Genomic DNA, 21,560 nt, shown 5'->3' on the forward strand with positions numbered 1-21,560 from the left:
CCGATCGCCCATCCCCCGGGACCGATCGGATCAGCGGGCCGCCGCCTATCGCACACCACCAGTCGAACGAAAAGGCTCTCAGGCGGAACAGTTCTCCCAGAGGCCCAGGCCGTTCCAGGTTCCGTTGGTGGAGCCGAGGTCGAACTGCTGGGTGATCGTGCAGTTGGAGCCGGATCCGACCGTCAGGAGTGTCTGGTAGGAGATCCCGTCCGCAGCCAGGGTGGAGTGGGCGTCCGAGGCGGTCATGCCGACCACGACGGGGTAGGAGTTGGCGGCCGAGGCGATCCCGCCGCCGGTGAAGATCGCGGCCGCGGTGGCGGCGCCGAGCACGGCGGTCGTCGCGGCCAGCCGTCCGGAACGCGCGATGCGGCGGAGCTTCGACGGCGCTTCCGAGGTCTTGATGTCCGTAGTCATGCCAACTACTTTGCTCCCGGAAGCTCGCCGTTAACTCCGTGCTCGCCTCGAGTTACCCGGGAATACGCCGGCAGGCCCTCAGGCTGCGCTCAGAAGAGCGCGTCCTGCAGCGCTGGGAGTCGGGTTCTGAACCGGCCCAAAGTGATTCGTCGTCCCACCGTCGCGGACAGATCGACGACGAAGGTGGTATCCGGGTCGTCGTCGACGGCGACCAGGGCCGTGGCACCCAGACACTCCCGGACGACGAATCCGTGCTCGCCGACCGCGATATCGAGGGGGTAGGCCAGCCTCCGCGTCGAGGCGCGCAGGGCGTCGAGCGCCGGGGCCTCCCATTGCCGATCGACCACCTCGACCGCGTCCTGCCCGTCGATGTCCCCGATCAGCTCCCGGACGAACCCGGCGATATGCCGATGCCGGTCGAGCACCGTCGTCGGATCGATCGGCGCCGCGATCGCAGCGACCTTGGCCGACGGGCGGATCGACTGCGACAGTCCGGCCTCGGCGCCGACGGCATCCTCCAGGCGTCGGATCGCCCAGCCGTCGTCGCAGCGCGCGACGATGTCGGCCACCAGGGCGCCCTGTTCGGCCAGCCGCTCCTGTTCGCGCCCGTCGATGACGGTGCCCACCTTGTGCAGCTTCTCGGAGAAGCTCGCGACGTACAGCCAGTGCGGTCGCCGCAGACTCTCGGCGAGCTCGGGGGTGACGAAGTCGACGCGGTGGGAGATGTGCATGAACCGGTAGATGTCGCGCTGTTGGCAGTTCGCGCACTGCCGTCCGAGGTCGACGGTCGCCCGGTCCGGGCACGGCACGTGGACCCGCGCCCCGTCGATCTGCTCATCGCGGCCGAGGCAGTAGCGCCGGCCGGGTGGATCGATCGCCCGGAAGCCGACCCGACGGTCGCGCAGCGCGATCCGCTCGTCCGGCCCGCCGGCGGGATCGGTGATCACCCATTCCGGGGCTCCGCTGCGCCAGGAGACCCGGCGGACCAACCGCGCGGAGGCGGCGCCCGCGGATGTCGTGGTCATCGGGGACCTCCTCTCCGTCGGTGTGATCGTTCCAAATTACTCATCGCCCGCCGCTATTCCTCGCCCGCCGACCGCCTGTCGGGCCGGAGTGCGCGCCTGCCGGGCCCGGCGGGCCTGCTCGTCGACGAGGTGGGCGGCGACGCCGACGTCGAGGTGGCGCATCCGCGGCCGGATCGGGCCGGGCGTCGAATGACTGGCCACGCTCGCGAGCCGCAGACCGCGCTGGATGGGCCCGCGCGCGACGCCGATGCTCTGGGTGCGGGCGTGCGGGACGACCACCAGGCGGCGCGTCAGGACACCGGAACGCAGGAACAACGCCGCCGGGGTCACCGCGAAACCGTTGCGCCGCCAGCCGATCGGATCGAGTAGCCGCGATCGGCGGGGCGCCCCGACAAATCCGTCCGCTCCGGGCGTGCCCGCGTCGTCGGTACGCCCGGTCAGCCCGGCGGCGACCAGGGCGAGTGGATCGTCGACTCCGGGCTGCGGGAGGACCCGGGCGAGCATGGTGACCGCCTCGGCGCGGGTGCCGACCGGCAGCAGGATCTGCCCGGAGGAGGCGTCGGTGCCGTAGCCCGCGATGTTGACCTCGACGGTCCACCAGTCGAACACCCGCCACAGCAGGGTTTGGCTCAGCGCCACCGCCTGAACCCGATCGACCGGCACGGTCTGGGTGCGCGTCTCGAGCAGGCCGTAGCGCAGCCGAAGGCCGTCGGGCCCCTCGGCGGCGGTGAAGCCGAAGACGCCGGCCACCCGCTTCGCTGCGCCGGCCACCATGCCGAGCACTGCGGGGATCGACGCGATCACCACGCCGGGCAGCAGCACCGCGGCCGGGATCACCGCCGCCAGGACCAGCACCGAGGCCACCGTCGCGCCGCCGAGCAGCCAGGACCCCACCAACCGGCCGGGCGGAACCGCCACCAGCACCCGTTCGGGCGATATCCCCAACCCACCCGACATACCCGGCCCGCCGGACATACCCGGCCCGCCCGGCGCCGCACCGGTCATCGGCGCTCCGACGGGACCCGCCTGCCCGACTGCGGTCGATGAGCCTGCGGCGCCCGCTTCGACGTGGCCCGTCGAACCGACGGCGCCCGACGCATTGCTGCCGGGGCCGGTCGGAGAGGCGGTTGCGGTCGACCCCGCCACGGTCGGCGAGCCGCCCCGTGTCGGACCCGTCCCGTGGTCGGCGGCCGCCGCCCGTGCCAGCACCGCCTCCCGCAGGCGGTGGGTATCGTCCGCGCGCAGATATTGCAGGCGCACGTCCGAGCCCGAACCGCCCGCCACCTCCAACCGCAGCTCCGACAGCCCCAGCAGCCGTGCGATCACCGGCCGGACCACGTCGACGGCCTGCAGCCGGTCCAACCGCGCCTGCCGGTGCTGCCGGAAGACCACCCCGACCTCGTACTCGAGCGCGTCGTCGTCGAGGCGGTACCGCGTCATGCGCCAGGACAGCACCGCCCACGATGTGTAGAGCGCCAGCGCGACCAGGCCGCCGAGCACCGACCACCCGATCGCGGCCGGCGCCGCCCGCTCGTCCCCGAAGACGTCCTCGACGGTGCCGGTGATGCTCGACAGGTTCGCGACGACGCCGGCGACCACGGCGACCACGACCGCCCAGGACCGCAGATAGGGCGTCAGCGGGTGCAGTCGATGCCACCGCGACGGTTCGAGGCCGGGCGGCGGTCCGGTCGGCGGGGTTGCGAACGGCGGGGTCACAGACCCGCCAATCGGGACTCCCCACGCGAGGCGAGGCGATCGCGCAGTCGACCGGCCTCGTCGACCGGTACGCCCGGAATCTCGGCCATCGTCCCGGTCGAGGCGGTGTGCAGTTGGACGGTGGCCAGGCCCGCCAATCGTTGGATCGGTCCGGCGGTGACGTCGACGTACTGCATGCGGCCGTAGGGGACCACCACGAGGACGCGGCGCAGGATGCCCCGCCGGACCAGCAGGTCGTCGTCGCGCTCGGCGTAGCCGTGCGCGTTGACCCGGCGCGGTTCGGTCGCCACCCAGAACGCGGTGCCCAGGAGGACCACCACGACCACCGACCACAGCCACCACCGGCCGGTCAGCTGCGCGGCGGCGGCGACGGCCACCGCGGCCACCAGCCCGATCGCACCGTTGATGACACTGGTGACCAGGATCAACCGCGGCGACGGCCGCCTCCAGGTCACTCCGGGCGGATCAAAGGGGTCGGCGTCCGGCATGTCCCGATCGTGTCATGCCCCGGTGACGCGCTCGGCTCCCGCGTCGGCTCGGGGCGCCGCCCCGGACGGCCGACGGGCCCGGTGTCCGCGCAGATCGTCGGGGCAGATCGTCGGGTCAGATCGTCGGGTCAGATCGTCAGGGCCGGTGTTCGGGCCAGACCGTCGGGGCAGGCCGTCAGGGCAGACCGGCGACCGCCCCGTAGCCGACCACCCGCGAGGGGGTCTGCTCGAGGACCTGAAGTTCGAGTTCGGGCAGGTCGATCACCACCGGCTGCGGGCAGAAGCGCATCACACCCGATCGGCACATCAGATCCCCCAGGGGATTGCCGAACGGTAATGGGGAGGTCAGTGCGGCTCCGGCTACCAACAGCCCGCCGATCACCAATCCGCCTATCGCCAATCGAGCTCCGGGGGCGGCCGCGTCCGACACCATTTCCTCCGACATATTCGGACTATCCGTTCGGTGGACATCGTGCACGGTTTCTCCGGGTTTTGCAGCGGAATCGTCCGGCCCGATCCGGCGGCGACCGGGACGGAAGCAGTTTTATGCGCGGAAAGGCACTTGCCATTTCGGAGAATAGTCACGCTCCAAACCGCAAAGGCTGCGATCGGTATGTGACGCAGGGGGACGTCCGGAACGAGTCGACCGTCCATTACCTGCAGTTTTGCCCGTAGCAGCCGCCACGAGGGACGCGCGTCGACGCGCCCATCACACCCCACCAATGGTGGCGTATGTCACACCGCTCGCGCGGCCGCCCGGGTCCGCGCAAAGGCGATCAGGGCGTCGTTCTCGTCCGCGTGCCCGATCGTCACCCGCACACCGTCGGTGCCGTAGCCCCGCACGAGCAGGCCGTTGTCCGCGGCGTCGGCGGTGAACGCCGCCGTGTCCTCACCCAGGGGCAGCCACACGAAGTTGCCCCGCGACGACGGGACCGCGTAGCCGGCCTCGCGCAGCAGGCCGGTGACCCGCTCCCGTTCGGCCACGACAACCGCGGCCCGTTCGCGCATGACGTCCGCCGCCCCGAGCGCCGCGATCGCCGCCGCCTGGGCCGCCGCGTTGACCGAGAACGGAATCGACACCTTGCGCAGGGCGACGATCGCCGCCGAGTTTCCCACCGCATATCCGACCCGCACCCCGGCGAGGGCATAGGCCTTCGAGAAGGTGCGCAGCGTGATCACGTTCGGACGTTCCATCGCGAGGGAAATACCGTCGACACGATCCGGATCATCCGCATCGCCGTACTCGACATACGCCTCGTCCACGACGACGAGTACCCGCTCCGGCACTTTATCGAGGAATTTCCCTATTTCGGTCGCGGAAATAGTTGTCCCGGTCGGGTTATTGGGGGTGCAGACAAATACCAGCCGGGTCCGTTCCCCGATCGCCGCGGCCATCGCGTCGAGATCGTGGCCGTGCTCGGCGGTATTCGGCACCGGGACCGGCGTCGCGCCCGCCACCCGGGTCACCACCGGATAGGCCTCGAAGGACCGCCAGGAGAAGACGACCTCGTCGCCGGCCGCGCAGGTGATCTGCACCAGTTGCTGGCACAGCGCCACCGATCCGCATCCCGCGACCACATTCGCCGCCGGGACGCCGATCTTCTCCGCGATCACCGAGGTCAAGGCGACTGCAGCATTATCGGGGTACCGGGATACCCCGGCCGCAGCGGCGGTGATCGCCTCGACGACGCCCGGCAGTGGACCGCCCGGCGACTCGTTGCTGGCGAGCTTGATCGCCCCGGGTACCGAGCGACCCGGAACGTAGGCGGGAATCGCGTCGAGGTCGCTGCGCAGTTCGGCGGTCACCGGAGAAAAATATCCCCGCACCGGCCGAGCGTCGACGTCGGGCCCGTACGCACGCCGGCATGCGAGCCGCCGGGAGAGCCATTGTTCGGCCGAGTCCAAGCCGCAACCGGAAGCGGCGGACAATTCCGCCCCGGCCAACTACTGTGGGTTCATGGTGAAGTCTTTCACTGATTCCGCCCACCTGGTGTCCGCCGAGGGCGAGGTACTGGTCGAGGTTCCGCTGACGATCTGCGCTCCGGATGGTGCCGCCCGCGGGGGAATCGTGGTGCTGCACGAGTCGCGCGAACTGACCGACGCCTTCCGCGAACTGCTGGTCATGCTCTCCGACGACGGCTGGTTTGCCGTGGCCCCCAACCTTTTTCATCGGGACCAGGATCCCGGGGCGGAGGTCTTCGGCAGCGATCTGTTCGAGGACTTCGACGCCGCCTGGCAATGGTTGACCGAGCAGGGGGTGCCCCGCGATCTGATCGGGGTCCTCGGCTTCGACGACGCGGGAACGGCGGCGGCCCTGGTGGCCACCGATCGCCCGGTCGGAGCGGCGGTCAGCGTGGCCGCCCCCGGCATCCTCGAACCGCTCACCACCGATGCGGAGGCACTGGTGACCGCCCTGCCGTCGCTCAAGGCGCCCTGGCTGGGCCTCTACGGCGAGGACGAACGGATCCCGTCCGAGCAGATCGAACAGTTGCAGGACGCCGCCGCGACGGCGTCGGTGGCGGTGCTGGTCGTCCAGTACACCGGCTACGGCCACCGCGCCGACTACGAGAACAGCGCGGTGCCGATCGACCCGGACGACGACACGATCATCCACGCGCGCAGTCGGATCTTCGATTGGTTCAACTCGCACCTGCGCTGATCCGAGCCCGATCCAACCGGCCGGCACCCCCTCCGACGTGCGCTTTTGGTGCTGAGCCCGCAGTTGTGTAACCTCTTTCCACGGCGGTTCTCGACAGGGACCCGACCGTCCTCGCAAGAGGTCAGGAGGCGTGCCAGAGCGGCCGAATGGGACTCACTGCTAATGAGTTGTCTCCGTCAAGGGGACCGGAGGTTCAAATCCTCTCGCCTCCGCCACCCGGTACCCCGGTACCGGACACCATCCCTCGGGATGGATAATTGAACACAGGCATGCGCCCGTAGCTCAACGGATAGAGCATCTGACTACGGATCAGAAGGTTAGGGGTTCGAATCCCTTCGGGCGCACTCTCCACGAGGCCCTCCACCGGCACCCCCGGTCGGAGGGCCTTCGTCGATGTACAGGCCGTTCGCGCCCGGGCCGGGCGCGCTCCGCTTCCACACGCGAGGGCCCGCGACGTCACACCGGCGACGCCGACGGATGAGAAGTCGACGCGCGAGCGATACCGACGGCCCTGCTGCCCGAGCCCTGCCGCGAGCCCCGGAACGCTCCGACCGATCCCCCGGTTCCGACTCCCGTTCGCCTACCGAACGAGTTGTGACACAGATGTCGAATTATGACTTGGCGCAGCATTATTCGATCCCGGCCGATCGATCGTTCCCGGGGCGCCGTGCAACCCGTCCGATCGGGGAGGTCTGAGCGAAAGTCACCTGCACGCGCGCCCACCCCACTCATAATGGGCGCACCATCCCAGGGGAGGAGAGGCTCTTGCTCTATCCACACCACACACTTTGTGCAGGTGATCGGCCATGCACTCCTACGAACTGAACGCCAACGGGAACATCGTCTTTCCGGCGAATTGCTTTCCCGTCCTTGACTTCTCGGCATTCAACACCCTCGACGAGCTCGACGCCGTCATCCAACGGGATTTCGACGCCAAGGCGCCGTCGGGGAACAGCATCCTCGAGCGCATCACGACCGGTGGTTACTCCAGCAAGTTCGAGTTGATGCGTGATGTCGCACTCAATCTCTTCTGGGCCAACCGGTTCAAAATCACGATGTATGACGTACGTCCGACCCGCTGGGCCGACGTGCCACGCCGCCGGTCGGACGTCTTCGTGCCGATCCAGACGCCGTGGGCCGACCGCGAACGGAAGGTCTCCGCCGTCCGCGATGCCTACCGCGCCCTGCCGGCGCGCTGGGACAACGACGTCGAGGACAGCATCGCCGAGACCCTGTACGACGTCTTCGCACATCGCCGCAACCACGCGACGAAGCTGTCGGCGGTCGTTCCGACGGTCGCCGAGCTGACGGCGAATCCGGCCAACCAGACCCTCCGGATCAACAAGTTCGATCCGGACTACCCGATGTTCACCTACCAGGAGATCATCGACAGCCACGAGGACGTCCCCGAGCTCGAGGCCCTGCGCCGCTGGTCTCGGGTATTGCACAACCAGTACCCGTGGTCGCGCAACGAGGCGCAGTTGACGCCGGTCAGCGAACTGCGCGACGACGACTATGTCGTGGTCTTCCATCCGCGCGACAGCGACGTCGCGCAATTCCTGAGCAGTGTGACCACGAGCGGGGCCTCGGCGAGCTCCTCGATCGGGACCGCCGCGCCGCCGCGGCAGGCGGTGGAACCGGTGCGCCCCTACCGGCCGATCGACGTCCGCAACGATCTGAAGGTGCTGCCGGCGGTCAAGGCGATCGCCGCGGTGCACGGCGAACAGATCTGCACGAACGCCGACCTGATCCGCAACAGCGCCTACAACTGGTCGCAGATGTCCGCCGACGAGATCAGCCACAAGACCGGTATCGAACAGCGCCGGTATACCCGCGAGAGCCTCGAGGAGATCTCGTTGCGCGCGGCGAAGGCCGCGCTCGAGCATGCGGGTGTCGGGCCGGAGGAGGTCGGTGCGGTCATCGTCTGCACCTGCACCAGCTCCCGCCTGATCCCGTCGATCGCCTGCTGGCTGTCCGGCCAACTCGGTATCCAGCAGACGCACGCGTCGTTCGATCTGGTGGCCGCGTGCGCGGGTCTCAGCTACGGGCTGGCGGAGGCGACTCGGGTATTGCAGACCGTCGAGCGGCCGGTCCTGCTGGTGTGCTCGGAGAAGTTCTCCGACAAGATCGGCAATGTGCGGCCCTCGCGCATGATCTTCGGTGACGGCGCCGCGGCGATCGTGGTCGCGCCGGCGGAACCGGGGGCGACCCCGGATATCGAGTTCATCCAGACCTACGCCAGCGGGCCGGTCAGCCAGGTGAACTCGATCCTGTGGCCCAACCCGGACTTCGCGAACAACATCACGGTGTTCGGGCCGGAGGTCAAGAGTCTGGCGGGCCGGTACCTGGTGCAGATGCTCGGCGATATCCGGGCGCTGCCGGATCCGGACGGCAAGGCCGAGTCGCTGCTCGACAGCATCGGGCTGATCATCCCGCATCAGGCGAACAAGACGATGGTCGTCGATCTGGCGAAGAAGGCCGGTCTCTCCGAGGACCAGCTGTACTTCAACATCGAGCAGGTGGGCAACGCGTCGTCGGCCAGTATCCCGCTGGCGATCCACGACGCGGTGCGCGACGGGGTGATCTCCGAGCCGACCCGCATCTTCGCGCCCGGTTTCGGTGCGGGCGCGGTGGCGGGGTACTCGATTCTGCGGGTCGACCCGGCCGTCGTGGTGTCCGGGGAGAGCGCCGAGGTGGCGCGCGCGACCGTGCCGGAATCCTTGAAGGTACCGTCCGGCTCCGATGTGGAGATGGCGTTCGGCTGACCCGGTCGGGGGTGGGCGTACGAACGGGAAAAGGCGGCGGGCCCGAATCATTCGGACCCGCCGCCTTCCTCGTGAGTGAAATCAGTTGACGCGCGAGACCGCCTGGACGAGCTGCGGCTCGATGCCCTCGAGCGCGAACTTCAGCGAGACCGGGGTACCGGCGGCCATCGCCTGCACGATCGGGTCGTCCTCGGCCAGCAGGATCGCGCGGCCGTCGACGATCACCGGCAGGGTATTGAGCAGCGTGTCACCCTGCAGCTCCGCCAGCGGCTTGGAGATCGTGGTGAACACGGCGACCTGGGAGTCGAGCGCGGAGACCTGCTCGACGGGCACCGACGCGAAGAAGCCCTGGCTCTGCAGCGCGGCGACCGGCGGGAACTCGGCGAATCCCAGTTCGGCGAAGGTGTCGAAACGCGCGTCGCCGGGCAGGTAGGCGCCGTAGGCATCGCCGAACTTCACCCCCCAGACGAAGGTCTTGCCGTCGAAGTCGGGGTTGTTGTCCCGGATCGTCTGCTGCACGCTCTGGGTGTCCTCGATCAGGGAGGTGCCCTCGTCGCTCTTGCCGAGCGCGTTGGCGATCAGTTCGGTCTGCACCGTCCAGTTGACCGCGTAGTCCGGGGTACCCGCGGGGGCGGTGACCACCGGGGCGATCGCGGAGAGGCTGTCGGTGATCGCGCTGTCCGAGGTCGAGCGCACGTTGAGGATCAGGTCGGGGTTGAGCTCCTGGATCTGCTGATAGTTGAAGTCGCCGGTGCTCGCCGCGGAGATGATCTCCGGGCTGTCGTCGCCGAATTCGTCGGTGATCCACGGGCCGACGCCCTTGTTCTGTTCGCCGAAGGACATCCAGTCGTAGATCGCCACCGGCTTGACGCCGAGGCTCAGCGCGATCTCGCCGTCCGACCAGCCGAGGGCGACCACCCGCGGCGAGTCCGGCAACTCGATGCCCGGGTCCGCCGACGGGTCGTTGTAGACAACGTTCTCGGTGGTGTCCGACTGGATGCAACCGGTCATCGCGAGCGCCAACCCGACGGCGCCGGCGGCGGTGAACATGCGGCGGAGGGAAATCACTGGGTCACTTCTCCCGGGGGTACGGCCGATGGACGGCGGATCGATGGGTCATGTGCCCTGTGACGCACGCAGGTTCGCGGTGTCACCGGGGACGGTGTCGAACGAGATCGCTCCCGTACCGAGCGGAATCACCAGCGGTGTCGACGATTCGGGGTCGGTGATGATGCGCGAGCGGACGCCGAAGGTGCGTTCGACCATCTCGGCGGTGATGATCTCCACCGGCGGTCCCTGCGCGATGATGTCGCCGGCGCGCATCGCGATGATGTGGGTGGCGTAGCGGGCGGCCTGGTTGAGGTCGTGCAGCACCGCGACCAAGGTGGTGCCCGCGCGGTTGAGGCTGGTGCACAGCTCGAGTACCTCGATCTGGTGGGCGAGGTCGAGGTAGGTGGTCGGCTCGTCCAGCAGCAGGATCGGGGTCTTCTGGGCCAGCGCCATCGCGATCCACACCCGTTGCCGCTGACCGCCGGAGAGCGCCTCGACCGGCCGCTGCGCCAACTCGGTCAGCCGGGTGACCTGCAGGGCGAAGTCGACGGCGGCCTGGTCGTCGTCGGTCCACTGCCGGAACATCGTCTGGTAGGGGAAGCGGCCGCGGGAGACCAGATCGATGATCGTGATGCCGTCCGGGGCGATCGACTGCTGCGGCAGCAGGCCGACCTGCTTGGCGAATTCCTTGCCGCCGTAGGACTTCACATCCCGCTCGTCGAGGTGCACCGCACCGGTCTGCGGGACGAGCAGCCGCGACAGGGTGCGCAGCAGGGTCGACTTGCCGCAGGCGTTCGGCCCGACGATCACCGTGAACGAGCCGTCGGGGATCGCGACATCGAGGTCGGCGATGATCGTGCGGTCGCCGTAGCCGACGCGCAGCCCGGCGCCGGTCAGGCGTTGCGTGCCGGTTGTCGCCCCGGTGGGGGTATCGGTCATGACCCGGCCTTTCGCGCTTGAACGAGGAGCAGTCCCAGCAGGTACGCGCCGCCGACGGCGGTGGTGACGACGCCGACGGGCAGCTGGGTGGTCGGGGCGAGGATCGTGCGGGCGATCGTGTCGCAGATGACCAGCAGCGCGGCGCCGACGGCGGCCGAGGTCACCAGCGGGATGCCGGGCGCCGGGGAGATCCGGGCGGCAACCTGCGGGGCGACCAGTGCGACGAAGGCGATCGGTCCGGCGACGGCGGTGGTCGCCGCGGCGAAGCCGACGCCGAGCAGCAGCAGATAGAGCCGGGCGCGGCCGACGTCGACGCCCTTGCTCTGCGCCGAGTCGGGACCGAGCTCGAACATCCGCATCCGCGGCGCGACGATCACCAGCAGCGGCACCAGGATCAGCAGGGTGATCAGGATCGGCACGGTGTCGGCCATCCGCAGGTCGCGCAGATTGCCGATCCCCCAGGCGGCGGCCGAGGCGGCGTTCTGCAGGTTGGACGTCGCGATCAGATAGCCGTTGAACGCGGTGAGCATCGCCGCGATGCCGACGCCGACCACCACCAGGCGGTAGCCGCCGGTGCCGCCGCGCATGCCGAACCAGTAGACCGCGACGCCGGTGAGCAGCGATCCGAGCAGCGCGCCGATCATCGCGCCCGAGGAGCCGGCGTTGAGTACCAGCAGCGCGATCAGCGCGCCGGTATAGGCGCCGGTGGTGAAGCCGATGATGTCCGGGCTGCCGAGCGGGTTGCGGGTGATCGTCTGGAAGATGCCGCCCGAGAGGGCCAGCGACGCCCCGCCGAGGGCGGCGACCAGCACCGCGGGCAGCGCCGCGGCCACCCGTTTGGCGGGATCGCCGGCGACCTGGCCGACCAGCACGCCGAGGATCTCCCCGAAGCGCAGGTGCGGGCTGGCGGTGGTGCTGACGCCGAGCGCCCAGGTGCCGACGACCAGGGCGATCAGCAGGAGCGCCACGGTGATCGCGACCGTCGCCAGGTCGATCTTGAGGCTGATACCACCGATCCGCAGGAAGCGGATGCGGCGCGGCCACTGCGCCGGCACGCGGGTGCGCGCCGCGGGTGGCGGTGGGGCGGCGGGGAGGTCCTGCTGCGCGGTCACGAGTCGGAGACCCCCTTGCGTCGGACCAGGTAGATCAGCACCGGGGCGCCGATGAACGCGGTGATCATGCCGACGGGCAGTTCGTTGGGTGTCGCGATGCGGGCGATCAGATCGGAGCCGACCATCACGATCGGCCCGACGAGCATCGTCGTCGGGATCAGCCATTTGTTGTCCGGGCCGAAGAGCATGCGCACCGCGTGCGGGACCATCAGGCCGATGAAGGTGATCGGGCCGAGCGCGCCGGTGGCGGCCCCGCAGAGCACGGTGACGATCACGAAGCCGGCCAGCCGCACCCGCCCGACCGGGACACCGAGCGCGCGGGCCCGGTCGTCGCCGAGGGCCAGGCCGTTGAGGTAGGGAATGAGCAGCAGCGCGGCGAGCAAGCCGATGAAGACGGGGATCCACACGATGTCGAGCTGCGGCCAGCCGCGCCCGTCGAGGGTGCCGACCTGCCACGAGCGGATCGCGTCGAAGGTCTTGGGGTCGATCATCGTCAATCCGAAGCCGACGCCCGCGAAGATCGACCCGGCGGCCACCCCGGCGAGCACCAGCTTGGCGGGCGAGGCCCCGCTGGCCCCGCGCGATCCGACGAAGTAGACCAGCGTGGCGGCGAGGAAGGCGCCGACCATCGCGGAGGCGACGTAGCCGGTGGTGCTGGCGATTCCGAAGGCCAGGGCGCCGACGATCATCGCGAAGTAGGCGCCGGCGTTGACGCCGAGGATGCCCGGGTCGGCCAGGGGGTTGCGGGTCAGGCCCTGCATGATCGCCCCGGCCGCGCCGAGGGCGGCGCCGACCACCGCCGCGAGCAGGGTGCGCGGGACGCGGGAGTTGCGGATGACCTCGAGGGTGGTCGCGTCGCCGCGGCCCCACAGCGCGCCCCAGGCGTCGGCGATCGTGTAGTTGCCGGAACCTACGAAGAATCCGGCGGCGATCAGCGCGATCAGGCCCGCGGCCAGCGCGGCGAGGACCACCGACCGCGACAGCGTGCCGGGCCGCGTCGGGACCGGCGTCGCGACGGCAGTGGACATCGGAACTCCTGAACTCCGTGACATCCGGCGGCGCGAACGCCGAGGGATATGCAGCGACGCGAACGCCGAGGGACAGCAGGATCCGGACCGACACCACTCCGGGACCTCGTGTTCGGCGAGCCTAGCCTATGTCGTTTCGGCTCGGACGATATCCGACACCGCCGGTCGCCGCGATAGGTAGCTGCCGCGACCGGCCCCCTGCGTCGAGGCATCGAGGCGGATCAGTCGGCGGCGTCGAGGCGCCGGATGCTGCGTTTCGGCGCGGTCAGCCGGTAGGAGGCGTCGAGCAGCTCGGCGACCTCGTCCCAGTCGGCGCCGATGTGGAGGTCGAGGCCGAGCCAGCCGGACGGCCCGAGATAGGCGGGCACGTAGCCGCGGACGTCGTCGCGCAGGGCCCGTTCGTCGCCGGGGTCCGGTCGGACCACCAGCGAATGCGGATGCTGGGTCCAGACCCCGTCGACCCGGACCGATCCGCCGTAGTAGGCGAAGACCTTGGTGGTGAAGAAGGCGGGGCGGCCGTGCGAGACCTTCTCGTCGCTGTCGGGCAGCGCCAGGGCCAGCTCGCGCACCCGCGCGAGGATCGGATCGTCGTCGGCGAACATCCGGGGATGGCCCATGGCCCCGAGCCTAGGGTGGAATCGGTTTCGCGGGACGGGTTGCGCGGCGACTGGCACGATGACGGTCATGTCGCAGCGGCGGAAGGTGTCCTCGGGGGCGGTCTGGGAGGACCAGGTCGGCTACTCGCGCGCGGTGCGCGTCGGCGACCACGTCTGGGTATCCGGCACCACCGGCATCGGCGTCGGCCCCGCCGAGCAGACCCGCAGCGCGCTCGAGCGGATCGGGGCGGCGCTCGCCGAGGCGGGAGCGGAGCTGTCGGACGTGGTGCGCACCCGCATCTTTGTCACCGACATCACCGCGTGGCCGCAGATCGGCGCCGAACACCGCCGCGTCTTCGGCGAGATTCGACCGGCGGCGACGATGGTGCAGGTCGCCGCGCTGATCGCACCGGAGCTGTGCGTCGAGATCGAAGTGGACGCCGTCGTCGGATCGTCCCACCCTTAATGATAACGATTGTCGACAAAGTGCTACGGTAGCGCGCGAGCGCGACGACGGGCGCCATCGACCCGGGGAGCACCCCCATCGACAAACCGTCGGCGGTACCGTTTCCCGGACGGAAGTCGGCGCGAAGCACAGTCGACCCGATGGTTGCCGGACCGGTTCCCGGCGCGCGACCGTTCGACACCGAATCACCGTTCGACACCGAATCACTTGGGGGGACAACGATGGACCGCACATTGGCTGCGACGCGGCGCGGAGGTCTGACGGCCGGCCGCGCCCGCCCGGAGGATCTCGCGGAGGCGAGCGCGATCATGCGCGAGGTCCTCGACTCCGACCTCGGCGGCTACCAACCGCGCTGGCATCGCGACCTGGACGATCTGCGCGCCGCCTACCTCGACCGGCCGGGGTGGGCGCTCTTCGTCGCCCGGGATGCCGACGGAAAGATGTTGGGGACAGCGGGGATTCGGCCCTGCACTCTCGCCTGCCCGCCCAACCCGCAGTGGCTCGCCGACCGCTACAACCGCCCCGAGGTCTGCCAGCTGGTGCGCGTCTGGATCGCCCCGCGGGCGCGCCGACAGGGGGCCGCCCGGGCGCTGACGGTCGCGTCCGCCGACTGGGCGGTGACCGACGGCGGCTACCGCACCGTCTACCTGCACACCGACGCGTCCGTGCCGGGCGCCGAAGCGTACTGGCGGTCGATGCCGACGACGATGGTGCACGACGCGCGACCCGACCCGCACAACACCGTGCACTTCGAATTGGACGTTGCCGCAACACTTCGCGAGTGTCGCCGGTGACGCCCACCGCCCTCGAGGAACGGATTCCCGCGGCCCCGATCCCGACCGAGGCCGCTCCCGCCGCCACCGATGCCGCTGCCACTGCCACCGACGCCGTGCCACCCACCATCGTGGAACGGATCGTCGCCTGCCACGACCAGCTCGCCGCCTGCCCGACGCTGGATCCCGGCCCGCAGACCGATCGATTGTTCACCGAGCTCGTGCGTACCTGCATCGCCGCACCGGGCGTCGGGGCGGCTGCGGTCCTGGCGGATCAGCGGCTGATCGACCTGCGCTCCGACCTGCTGCGCATCTGCGCCGAGGGCGAGGGTCGGCTGGAAACGCGCTGGGCCCAACGGGTCTGCGCGTCCGCCGACCCGGAGACCGAGCTGGCGGCCTTTCCCTATATCGAGAACTATCACCGGTTGGTGCGCCTGGAACTCGGCGCGCTGGCCGGCGCCGGCTGGTCCGGCGGCTCCCACAGCCGTATCGCGTTCCTCGGCGGTGGCCCACTTCCGTTGAGCGCGCTGCTCACCCATCGGGCGCTCGACTGCCGGATGGACGTCATCGACAATTCGCCGCCCGCGATCCGGCGCGCGGAGCGTCTGCTGGCCCGGGTGCAGCCCGGCGGCTCGATCCGCACGGTCGAGGCGGACGCGTCCCGGCCGAGTGACATGGCCGCCGCACTGACCGACTGCGACCTGGTGATCGTGGCCGCGCTGGTCGGGATGGACCGGGTCGCGAAGCGCCGGGTGCTGCGCGCGGTGTCGGCGGCGGTCGCCCCGGGCACCCATGTGGTGATCCGCAGCGCGGCCGAACTGCGCACGATGCTCTACCCGGATGTCTCCGTCGACGACGTGATCGCCGGTGGGCTGACCCCGGTGTCGCTGGTGCACCCGATGGACGAGGTGGTCAACTCGGTGTGGGTGACCCGCCGCTGACCGGTGCGGTGATCGGGGTGCCGGCGAGGATGATCGTGTCGGGGCGCAGCAGCGCGGCCGGGTCGGTCGCCGGGTCGCCGTCGAGCAGGAGCAGGTCGGCGCGGGCACCCCGGCGCAGCACCCCGTGGCCGGCCAGTCCGATCCCTTCCGCCGCGGCCCCGGTCGCGGTCGCGAGGGCGTCGGCGACCGGCAGTCCGCAGCCGACCAGTTCGAGCACCGAAAGCGGAAGTACACCATGAGGTTTGGCGGGGTGGATACCGGCGTCCGAGCCCGCGGACAGGCGCACCCCGGCCCGGTGGAAACCGCCCACCTGGGTGAAGCGATCGGCGAGGGAGAAGCCGGTGGCCCGCGACAGCGCCTCGGCCTGCGGTGAGGGCGCCAGTTCGGGCAGGCGGCCGAACGTCGGGGTGACCAGCACCTCGGAGCGGGCGAGCGCGCCGCCGAGGTCGGGTGGGTCGACCACCCCCGTCTCGGTCAGGCAGGAGCAGTGCTCGATCGCGTCGACGCCGGCGCGCAGGCAGAGGCGGACCGATTCGAGCGAATGGGCGTGCGCGGTGACCGCGAGCCCGCGGCGATGCGCCTCGTCGACCACCAGGCGCACGTCGTCCTCGGAGTACTGCAGGGCGAGCAGATTGGAACCGGCGGTCATCGCGCCGCCGCTGACCATGATCTTGACGATGTCGGCGCCGCGTTCGGCCCGCTCCGCGACCGCCGCCCGCAGCTGATCGGTGCCCGCGGCGGTTCCGCCCATCGCCGCGCAGTGCCCACCGGGGATGGTGATCGGCGGGCCGGAGGACAGCACCGTCGGCTCGCCGGGGCGGGCGCCGCGTTCGCCGACCGCCCAGTCGGTGTCGCCGAGGTCGCGGACCGTGGTCACGCCGGCCGCGAGCTGTTGGGCCAGCGACCGCTCGATCACCTCCGCACGCTGCTCCGCGGTTCGATCGATGTCGACCCGCAGGGCGTCGGGCTCGCCGCTGCCCACCAGGTGGACGTGGGTATCGATCAGCCCGGGCAGGATCGCGGCGGCGGAGAGGACCTCCCAGCCGTCCGGGGAACCGGCGGCCGCGGGGAGCACATCGACGATGCGGGTGCCCTCGATCAGGACGGTCGCGCCGCCGGCGAGGAAGCGAAATCCGTCGAAGGCCACCGTCGCGGTGACGGCCGACCGGCCGGTCCCCATCCCACCGAGACCGCTGCGGCCGTTGTCACTCACGGCCTCCATAGTGGAGATCGCCGCCGATCTGCGCATCGACGCAGATCAGCCGCGTTTCCCAGAGCCCTCGGCGCGGATCAGTCCACCACGATCGTCACCTTGTCGGGATACCAGGCCAGGTGGTTCGCGATCGGCGCGACCGAGGGATAGGCATCGACATAGCTCCACGCGGCGTCCGGGATCGTGCCGCTATCGGTGACGACGTCGACGTACGACGCGTCGCCCTTGTACGGGCAGTAGGTGGCGGTGCCGCTCGGCCGCAACACCTCGGCCGCCACATCCTCGCGTGGGAGGTAGTAGGTCACCGGATACGACGCCTCGCGCAGTGCGAGCGCGTTGGTGGTATCGGCGATCACCCGATCGCCGGCCAGAACCCGCACGCGGGTTCCCGCCGGTTCGATCGTGATCGGATGGGTCTCATCGGGAACCAACGGAGTGCGAGTCATCGGCGATCCCTTCTCTCGACTCTCGTTCACCGGTTCCCATCATGCTCCGCTCGCGGCGCCTCACCCGATCGTCGGCGGCCACAGGGGGCCGCCGAAGTTGCGGGGCGGTCGCGCTCATCGCAGGAACGCCACCAATGCCAGCGCCGAGGCCGCGGTCCGGGCGTGGTTGGCGACCACCCACTGACCGAGCAGATCACCGGCGGTCCGCAGGTCCGCCGCCGACAGCGGGTCGAGGCCGGCGAGGGCGTTGTTGCGCGGCACGTTGAGCACCACCGTGATCGCGAAGCCGGCGAGCGCGAGACCGGCGCCGGCCGTCGCCCAGCCGCTCCGGGCCCCGCCCGGCACCCAGTTCAGGGCCAGGGCGGCGGCCGACGCGGCGGCCGAGGCCCAGAAGATCAGCATGAAACCGGGTTGCAGGGCGTGCACATTGATCCGCTGCATCACCGTCAGCGCCTCGGCGGGCGGGCCGGACCGCAACGCCGGCATCACCATCGTGGAGAACGCCGCGTAGACCCCACCGACCAGGCCGGTTGATACCGCGGCGACGGTGGTCGCCACCTCCGCGGCCCGCGCCAGGCCGGTCACGACCAGGCCCCGGCCGCGGCGGCCGATCGGGCGTAGTCGGCGAAGGAGCGCGCCGGGCGGCCGAGGACCTGCTCGATCGTCGAGGTGGTCGCAACATTGCGCCCGTCGAGGACCTCGTCGAACAACCAGGCCAGCGCCCCGGCCTCGTCCGGGTGCACCCCGGCGGCGACCTGTTCGAGGACGAAGGTCTCCCCGTCGACGGACTCGTAGGAGATCGGCCGGTCGATCGCCCGCGACAGCTGGTCCGCCGCTTCGGTGAAGGTGATCGACTGCGGGCCGGTCAGTTCCAGGACCTGGCCGTCGTAGCCGCCGGAGGTCAGGGCCAGGGCCGCGATGTCCGCGACGTCGTCGAGGCTGACGAAGGGTTCGCGCACATCGCCGGCGGGAACGGCGATGCGGCCGGCGAGGACGGAGCCGCGCAGGAAGTGTTCGCTGAAGTTCTCCTGGAACCAGGAGCACCGCACCACCGTGGCGGTCGGTGTTGCCGCGAGCACGATGTCCTCGCAGGCGCGGGCGCCGTCCTCGCCGCGGCCGGACAGCAGCACCAGTCGGTCGACCCCCAGGGCGCCGGCCCGCGAGACGAACCGCTTGATGATGTCGTCGACCCCGGGCAGGGCCAGGTCGGGGGAGTAGCAGAGGTAAGCGGCCGAGCAGCCGTCCAGGGCGGCATCCCAGGTATCGGGGTCGTCCCAGTCGAAGGGGGTCGGGCCGCTGCGGGAGGTGATCCGCGGGTTGTGTCCGGCAACCCGATCGGCGACGCGTCGTCCGGTGCGGCCGGTACCGCCGGTGATGAGAATCGTTGAAGTGGTCATGGCGATGAGTCAACCCGCCCCGGTCTGGACTCTGAATATCTCTACGTCCCGATTGCATACGAGTTCGTCCAGATCGCTCTCGAGGCCTGCCACCCGCCGGGCCCACGTCACCGTTCGGACGAATCATCAGGATCTGCCCGAATTTCATACGCGATGATCTAGCCTGAGGTGCATGGACCCCCTGTCGCACGTCCTGCACCCCAACGCCCGGGGCGCCTTCGCCCTTCTGATGTCGATGCGCGGCCCCTGGGCGGTCGACATCCGCGACGGCGCCGCCCTGACCGTGATGGTGGTGACGTCGGGATCCTGCCGGATCACGATCGGCTCGCGCCACGAATCGTTGACCGTCGGCGATATCGCCCTGGTCCGCGGTCCGCGCCCCTACCGCGTCGCCGACGCCGCGGACAGCGCGACCATCGCGGTGATCGAGCCCGACCAGCGATGCGTCACCCCCGACGGAGCGGCGCTGGATCTTGCTTTCGCGCACGGACTTCGGCAGTGGGGCAACGATCCGGCGGGCCCGGACACGGTGATCGTTGCCTCCTACGCCGATGTCGGCAGCGTCGGCCGCCTGGTGACCGATGTGCTGCCCGAGGTGGCGGTGGTGCCCGCCGGGACGCTGGACGCCGCGCTCACCGATCACGTTGCCCGACAACTGGTTACCGACGGCCTGGGGCAGAGCGTGGTGCTCGACCGGCTGATCGACGTGCTGACCATCGAGGCGATCCGCGCCTTCGCCGCCGCGCAACCACCGGCCGACGCCCCGTGGCTGGCCGGCGTGGACGATCCGGTCGCGCGAATCGCCTTGGAGGCCATGCACACCGAGCCGGAGCGGGCGTGGACGGTCGCCTCGTTGGCCGATCGGACCGCGGTCTCCCGCGCGACCCTGGCCGCCCGGTTCACCGCGTCGGTCGGCCTGCCGCCGTTGCGCTATCTGACCCGGTGGCGCCTGGCGCTGGCCCGCGACCTGCTCGTCGACCGTTCCCTGACGCTCGACGCGATCGCCGCGCGGGTCGGCTACTCCTCCGGCCTCGCCCTGAGCGCCGCGTTCAGCCGCGAATACGGCACCAGCCCCGCCGCGCACCGCCGTCGAGCCGCCGCACCCACCCCGGTCCCCGCGCCGGTGTGACGATCACTGCGGTTCCCGAGCGGAAAGTGTCACTCCGGGGGACTGGGGGCGGTGCGCCAGCCGTACTCGGAGAAGGAGCGGCCGTCGCGCAGGGCGGCGAGGATGGCGAACCGCACGTACGCGATGGTGTTGTCCGGAAGGGCATCCAACGGAAACCAGCGCACCTCGTCGCACTTGTTGGGCTCCATCACCCGCGGGAGCCCTCCCACCGGTCGGCGGTCAGGAAGAAGTCGATCCGCTCGTGGCCGCCGCCGGGGATGTTCCGATGCATGACGTGCACGGTCCGCAGGTCCTGCGACGTGAGGCGAATGCCGGTCTCCTCCCGCGCTTCGCGCACGATCGCCGCCGTGACGGTCTCCTCGCCGTCGAGATGGCCGGCGGGCAGACCGTAGTTGCCGTCCTCGTATCCGGTGTTGAAGCGCCGCAGGAGCAGGATGCTGTCGCGGTGCACCAGCAGGAGGTGGACGGCCGCCACGACGCGGAAGCGGTCGGTCATTGGTTCTGCGCCCGGCTCAGTGTTCGCGCAGCCGGTCGATGACACGGGCCAGGCCGCGCAGGTCGTCGTCCGACGGCTCGATCGCGGTGAAGTAGGACAGGCCGGTCTGCGCCTGCAGGTCCCGGATGTGGTCGGCGACCTCCTCGGGCGAGCCGGACAGGCCGTTCATCGACCCGAGTAATGCTTCGTCGGGAGTCCCGGGCGACACCGAGCGCAGGGCCTCGAGGTTCGGTTCCCGATCGATCGCGAGGTCGAAGATGATGATGTTCAGCTCCGGCTGCGTCTCGCGGTCCGCCGCCTTGTCCCAGACGTACTGCGCCCGTTCGATCAGGACCTCCCGGCTCGGGACCGCCGACAGCGCGACGATATCCGCCTTGCGCGCCGCCATCGACAGCACCCGATTCCCACTGCCCGCCACCATGATCGGCGTCGGCGACTGGGCGAAACTCGGCGCCAGTTCCGGATCTTCCCTGGCCGCGATCAGATAGTCGAGGGTCTCCTCGAGGTGCGTGACGCGCTGGCCGGCGGTACCGAACGGGATTCCGGCACGGTCGAATTCCGCTTCGACGTAGCCCGCACCGAGGCCGATTTCGAGCCGGCCGTCGGTCAGCTGATCGAGCGTCGCCAGATCGCGTGCCAGCAGCGCCGGGCGGTAGAAGCCGGCATTGAGCACAAACGTTCCCAGCCGCACCCGCGGCGCCACGGTCGCGGCCGCCACCAGCGCGGGCATCGGGGCGATGAACCCGAGATGGTCGGGCACCATCACCACGTCGACCCCGGCGTCGGCCGCCGCGCGCACCCGGTCGAGAAATTCCACCCCGGTTCCGGCCCCCATCAGGTTGACCCCGAAACGCACCTGTTCCGCCATGTGCCGCCCCTCCCGCTATCGATAGTTCAATGCCTTCGA

Annotated in this window: 24 protein-coding genes and 2 tRNA genes; 8 read left to right on the forward strand and 18 right to left on the reverse strand. The window is 70.3% G+C overall.

Annotated features, from left to right (window positions below; genetic code table 11):
* Positions 1–78: 78 nt before the first annotated feature.
* The 6 genes from MB1_RS08695 to hisC form a co-directional block, all read right to left on the reverse strand.
* A complete protein-coding gene (locus tag MB1_RS08695; RefSeq protein ID WP_066905819.1) occupies positions 79–414 on the reverse strand; it encodes a hypothetical protein in 336 nt (111 codons plus the stop codon).
* A gap of 89 nt (positions 415–503) precedes the next feature.
* Positions 504–1,439 (reverse strand): hypothetical protein, encoded by a 936-nt coding sequence (locus tag MB1_RS08700; protein ID WP_066905821.1) that lies wholly within the window; start codon positions 1,437–1,439, stop codon positions 504–506.
* A 36-nt stretch (positions 1,440–1,475) separates the two neighbouring features.
* Positions 1,476–3,155 (reverse strand): PH domain-containing protein, encoded by a 1,680-nt coding sequence (locus tag MB1_RS08705; protein ID WP_066905823.1) that lies wholly within the window; start codon positions 3,153–3,155, stop codon positions 1,476–1,478.
* Positions 3,152–3,643, reverse strand: a complete 492-nt coding sequence (locus MB1_RS08710; RefSeq protein WP_066905825.1) for a PH domain-containing protein — start codon at positions 3,641–3,643, stop codon at positions 3,152–3,154. Before MB1_RS08710 ends, MB1_RS08705 begins: the two co-directional genes overlap by 4 nt.
* 175 nt (positions 3,644–3,818) lie before the next feature.
* Positions 3,819–4,088, reverse strand: coding sequence for a hypothetical protein (locus tag MB1_RS08715; RefSeq protein ID WP_066905827.1), 270 nt, complete (start codon positions 4,086–4,088; stop codon positions 3,819–3,821).
* A 290-nt stretch (positions 4,089–4,378) separates the two neighbouring features.
* Positions 4,379–5,449, reverse strand: coding sequence for a histidinol-phosphate transaminase (hisC, locus tag MB1_RS08720; protein ID WP_066905829.1), 1,071 nt, complete (start codon positions 5,447–5,449; stop codon positions 4,379–4,381).
* Between the two features lie 151 nt (positions 5,450–5,600).
* Between hisC and MB1_RS08725 the strand changes: the two genes are divergently transcribed.
* The 4 genes from MB1_RS08725 (at position 5,601) to MB1_RS08740 (ending at position 9,067) form a co-directional block, all read left to right on the forward strand.
* A complete protein-coding gene (locus tag MB1_RS08725; RefSeq protein ID WP_066905832.1) occupies positions 5,601–6,302 on the forward strand; it encodes a dienelactone hydrolase family protein in 702 nt (233 codons plus the stop codon).
* A 124-nt stretch (positions 6,303–6,426) separates the two neighbouring features.
* Positions 6,427–6,517, forward strand: a tRNA-Ser gene (locus MB1_RS08730).
* A gap of 56 nt (positions 6,518–6,573) precedes the next feature.
* A tRNA-Arg gene (locus MB1_RS08735) sits at positions 6,574–6,646 on the forward strand.
* 462 nt (positions 6,647–7,108) lie between these two features.
* A complete protein-coding gene (locus MB1_RS08740; RefSeq protein WP_066905833.1) occupies positions 7,109–9,067 on the forward strand; it encodes a 3-oxoacyl-[acyl-carrier-protein] synthase III C-terminal domain-containing protein in 1,959 nt (652 codons plus the stop codon).
* An 81-nt stretch (positions 9,068–9,148) separates the two neighbouring features.
* Here MB1_RS08740 and MB1_RS08745 read toward each other — a convergent pair whose 3' ends face one another.
* The 5 genes from MB1_RS08745 to MB1_RS08765 all read right to left on the reverse strand — a co-directional run bounded on the left by MB1_RS08745 (position 9,149) and on the right by MB1_RS08765 (position 13,813).
* On the reverse strand, positions 9,149–10,135 hold the full coding sequence (locus tag MB1_RS08745; protein WP_245650109.1) for an ABC transporter substrate-binding protein: 987 nt from the start codon (positions 10,133–10,135) through the stop codon (positions 9,149–9,151).
* Positions 10,136–10,183: 48 nt separating this feature from the next.
* The gene (locus MB1_RS08750; protein WP_066905835.1) at positions 10,184–11,056 is read right to left on the reverse strand and encodes an ABC transporter ATP-binding protein; all 873 of its coding nucleotides are present in this window, start codon (positions 11,054–11,056) and stop codon (positions 10,184–10,186) included.
* Positions 11,053–12,168, reverse strand: coding sequence for a FecCD family ABC transporter permease (locus tag MB1_RS08755; RefSeq protein WP_084351259.1), 1,116 nt, complete (start codon positions 12,166–12,168; stop codon positions 11,053–11,055). The genes MB1_RS08750 and MB1_RS08755 overlap by 4 nt, the downstream gene beginning before the upstream one ends.
* Entirely contained in the window at positions 12,165–13,196 is a 1,032-nt protein-coding gene (locus MB1_RS08760; RefSeq protein WP_066905837.1) for a FecCD family ABC transporter permease, read from the reverse strand. Before MB1_RS08760 ends, MB1_RS08755 begins: the two co-directional genes overlap by 4 nt.
* A gap of 221 nt (positions 13,197–13,417) precedes the next feature.
* Entirely contained in the window at positions 13,418–13,813 is a 396-nt protein-coding gene (locus MB1_RS08765) for an MmcQ/YjbR family DNA-binding protein (protein ID WP_066905839.1), read from the reverse strand.
* A gap of 67 nt (positions 13,814–13,880) precedes the next feature.
* Here MB1_RS08765 and MB1_RS08770 point away from each other — a divergent pair, with 67 nt between their 5' ends.
* The 3 genes from MB1_RS08770 (at position 13,881) to MB1_RS08780 (ending at position 15,972) form a co-directional block, all read left to right on the forward strand.
* Positions 13,881–14,258, forward strand: a complete 378-nt coding sequence (locus MB1_RS08770) for a RidA family protein (RefSeq protein WP_066906265.1) — start codon at positions 13,881–13,883, stop codon at positions 14,256–14,258.
* 221 nt (positions 14,259–14,479) lie between these two features.
* Positions 14,480–15,052 (forward strand): GNAT family N-acetyltransferase, encoded by a 573-nt coding sequence (locus tag MB1_RS08775; RefSeq protein WP_169801626.1) that lies wholly within the window; start codon positions 14,480–14,482, stop codon positions 15,050–15,052.
* Positions 15,040–15,972 carry a nicotianamine synthase family protein gene (locus tag MB1_RS08780; protein ID WP_066905843.1) on the forward strand — a complete coding sequence of 311 codons (933 nt, stop codon included), beginning with the start codon at positions 15,040–15,042 and terminating at the stop codon, positions 15,970–15,972. The genes MB1_RS08775 and MB1_RS08780 overlap by 13 nt, the downstream gene beginning before the upstream one ends.
* Here the strand turns inward: MB1_RS08780 and MB1_RS08785 are convergent.
* From MB1_RS08785 to MB1_RS08800, 4 genes are all read right to left on the reverse strand, one after another.
* Complete coding sequence (locus MB1_RS08785) at positions 15,944–17,185, reverse strand: amidohydrolase family protein (RefSeq protein ID WP_218000211.1); 1,242 nt, start codon at positions 17,183–17,185, stop codon at positions 15,944–15,946. The genes MB1_RS08780 and MB1_RS08785 overlap by 29 nt on opposite strands.
* A 77-nt stretch (positions 17,186–17,262) precedes the next feature.
* The gene (locus MB1_RS08790) at positions 17,263–17,631 is read right to left on the reverse strand and encodes a DUF427 domain-containing protein (protein ID WP_066905849.1); all 369 of its coding nucleotides are present in this window, start codon (positions 17,629–17,631) and stop codon (positions 17,263–17,265) included.
* Between the two features lie 114 nt (positions 17,632–17,745).
* Positions 17,746–18,216, reverse strand: a complete 471-nt coding sequence (locus MB1_RS08795) for an anthrone oxygenase family protein (RefSeq protein ID WP_066905851.1) — start codon at positions 18,214–18,216, stop codon at positions 17,746–17,748.
* Positions 18,213–19,028, reverse strand: coding sequence for a Rossmann-fold NAD(P)-binding domain-containing protein (locus MB1_RS08800; RefSeq protein WP_066905853.1), 816 nt, complete (start codon positions 19,026–19,028; stop codon positions 18,213–18,215). The genes MB1_RS08795 and MB1_RS08800 overlap by 4 nt, the downstream gene beginning before the upstream one ends.
* A 172-nt stretch (positions 19,029–19,200) precedes the next feature.
* Between MB1_RS08800 and MB1_RS08805 the strand changes: the two genes are divergently transcribed.
* Positions 19,201–20,157 carry an AraC family transcriptional regulator gene (locus MB1_RS08805; RefSeq protein WP_066905855.1) on the forward strand — a complete coding sequence of 319 codons (957 nt, stop codon included), beginning with the start codon at positions 19,201–19,203 and terminating at the stop codon, positions 20,155–20,157.
* 29 nt (positions 20,158–20,186) lie between these two features.
* On the opposite strand, the gene MB1_RS26300 is transcribed toward MB1_RS08805, so the two are convergent.
* Genes MB1_RS26300 through MB1_RS08815 form a run of 3 tightly spaced genes read right to left on the reverse strand, consistent with a single transcriptional unit; the run spans position 20,187 to position 21,521 of the window.
* Positions 20,187–20,345, reverse strand: a complete 159-nt coding sequence (locus tag MB1_RS26300) for an NUDIX hydrolase (protein ID WP_218000212.1) — start codon at positions 20,343–20,345, stop codon at positions 20,187–20,189.
* A complete protein-coding gene (locus tag MB1_RS08810) occupies positions 20,345–20,653 on the reverse strand; it encodes an NUDIX domain-containing protein (protein ID WP_218000213.1) in 309 nt (102 codons plus the stop codon). Before MB1_RS08810 ends, MB1_RS26300 begins: the two co-directional genes overlap by 1 nt.
* Positions 20,654–20,669: 16 nt before the next feature.
* Positions 20,670–21,521, reverse strand: coding sequence for a TIGR03621 family F420-dependent LLM class oxidoreductase (locus MB1_RS08815; protein ID WP_066905857.1), 852 nt, complete (start codon positions 21,519–21,521; stop codon positions 20,670–20,672).
* Between the last annotated feature and the right edge of the window lie 39 nt (positions 21,522–21,560).

The sequence above is a fragment of the Millisia brevis NBRC 105863 genome (assembly GCF_001552615.1).
GTDB lineage: Bacteria > Actinomycetota > Actinomycetes > Mycobacteriales > Mycobacteriaceae > Millisia > Millisia brevis.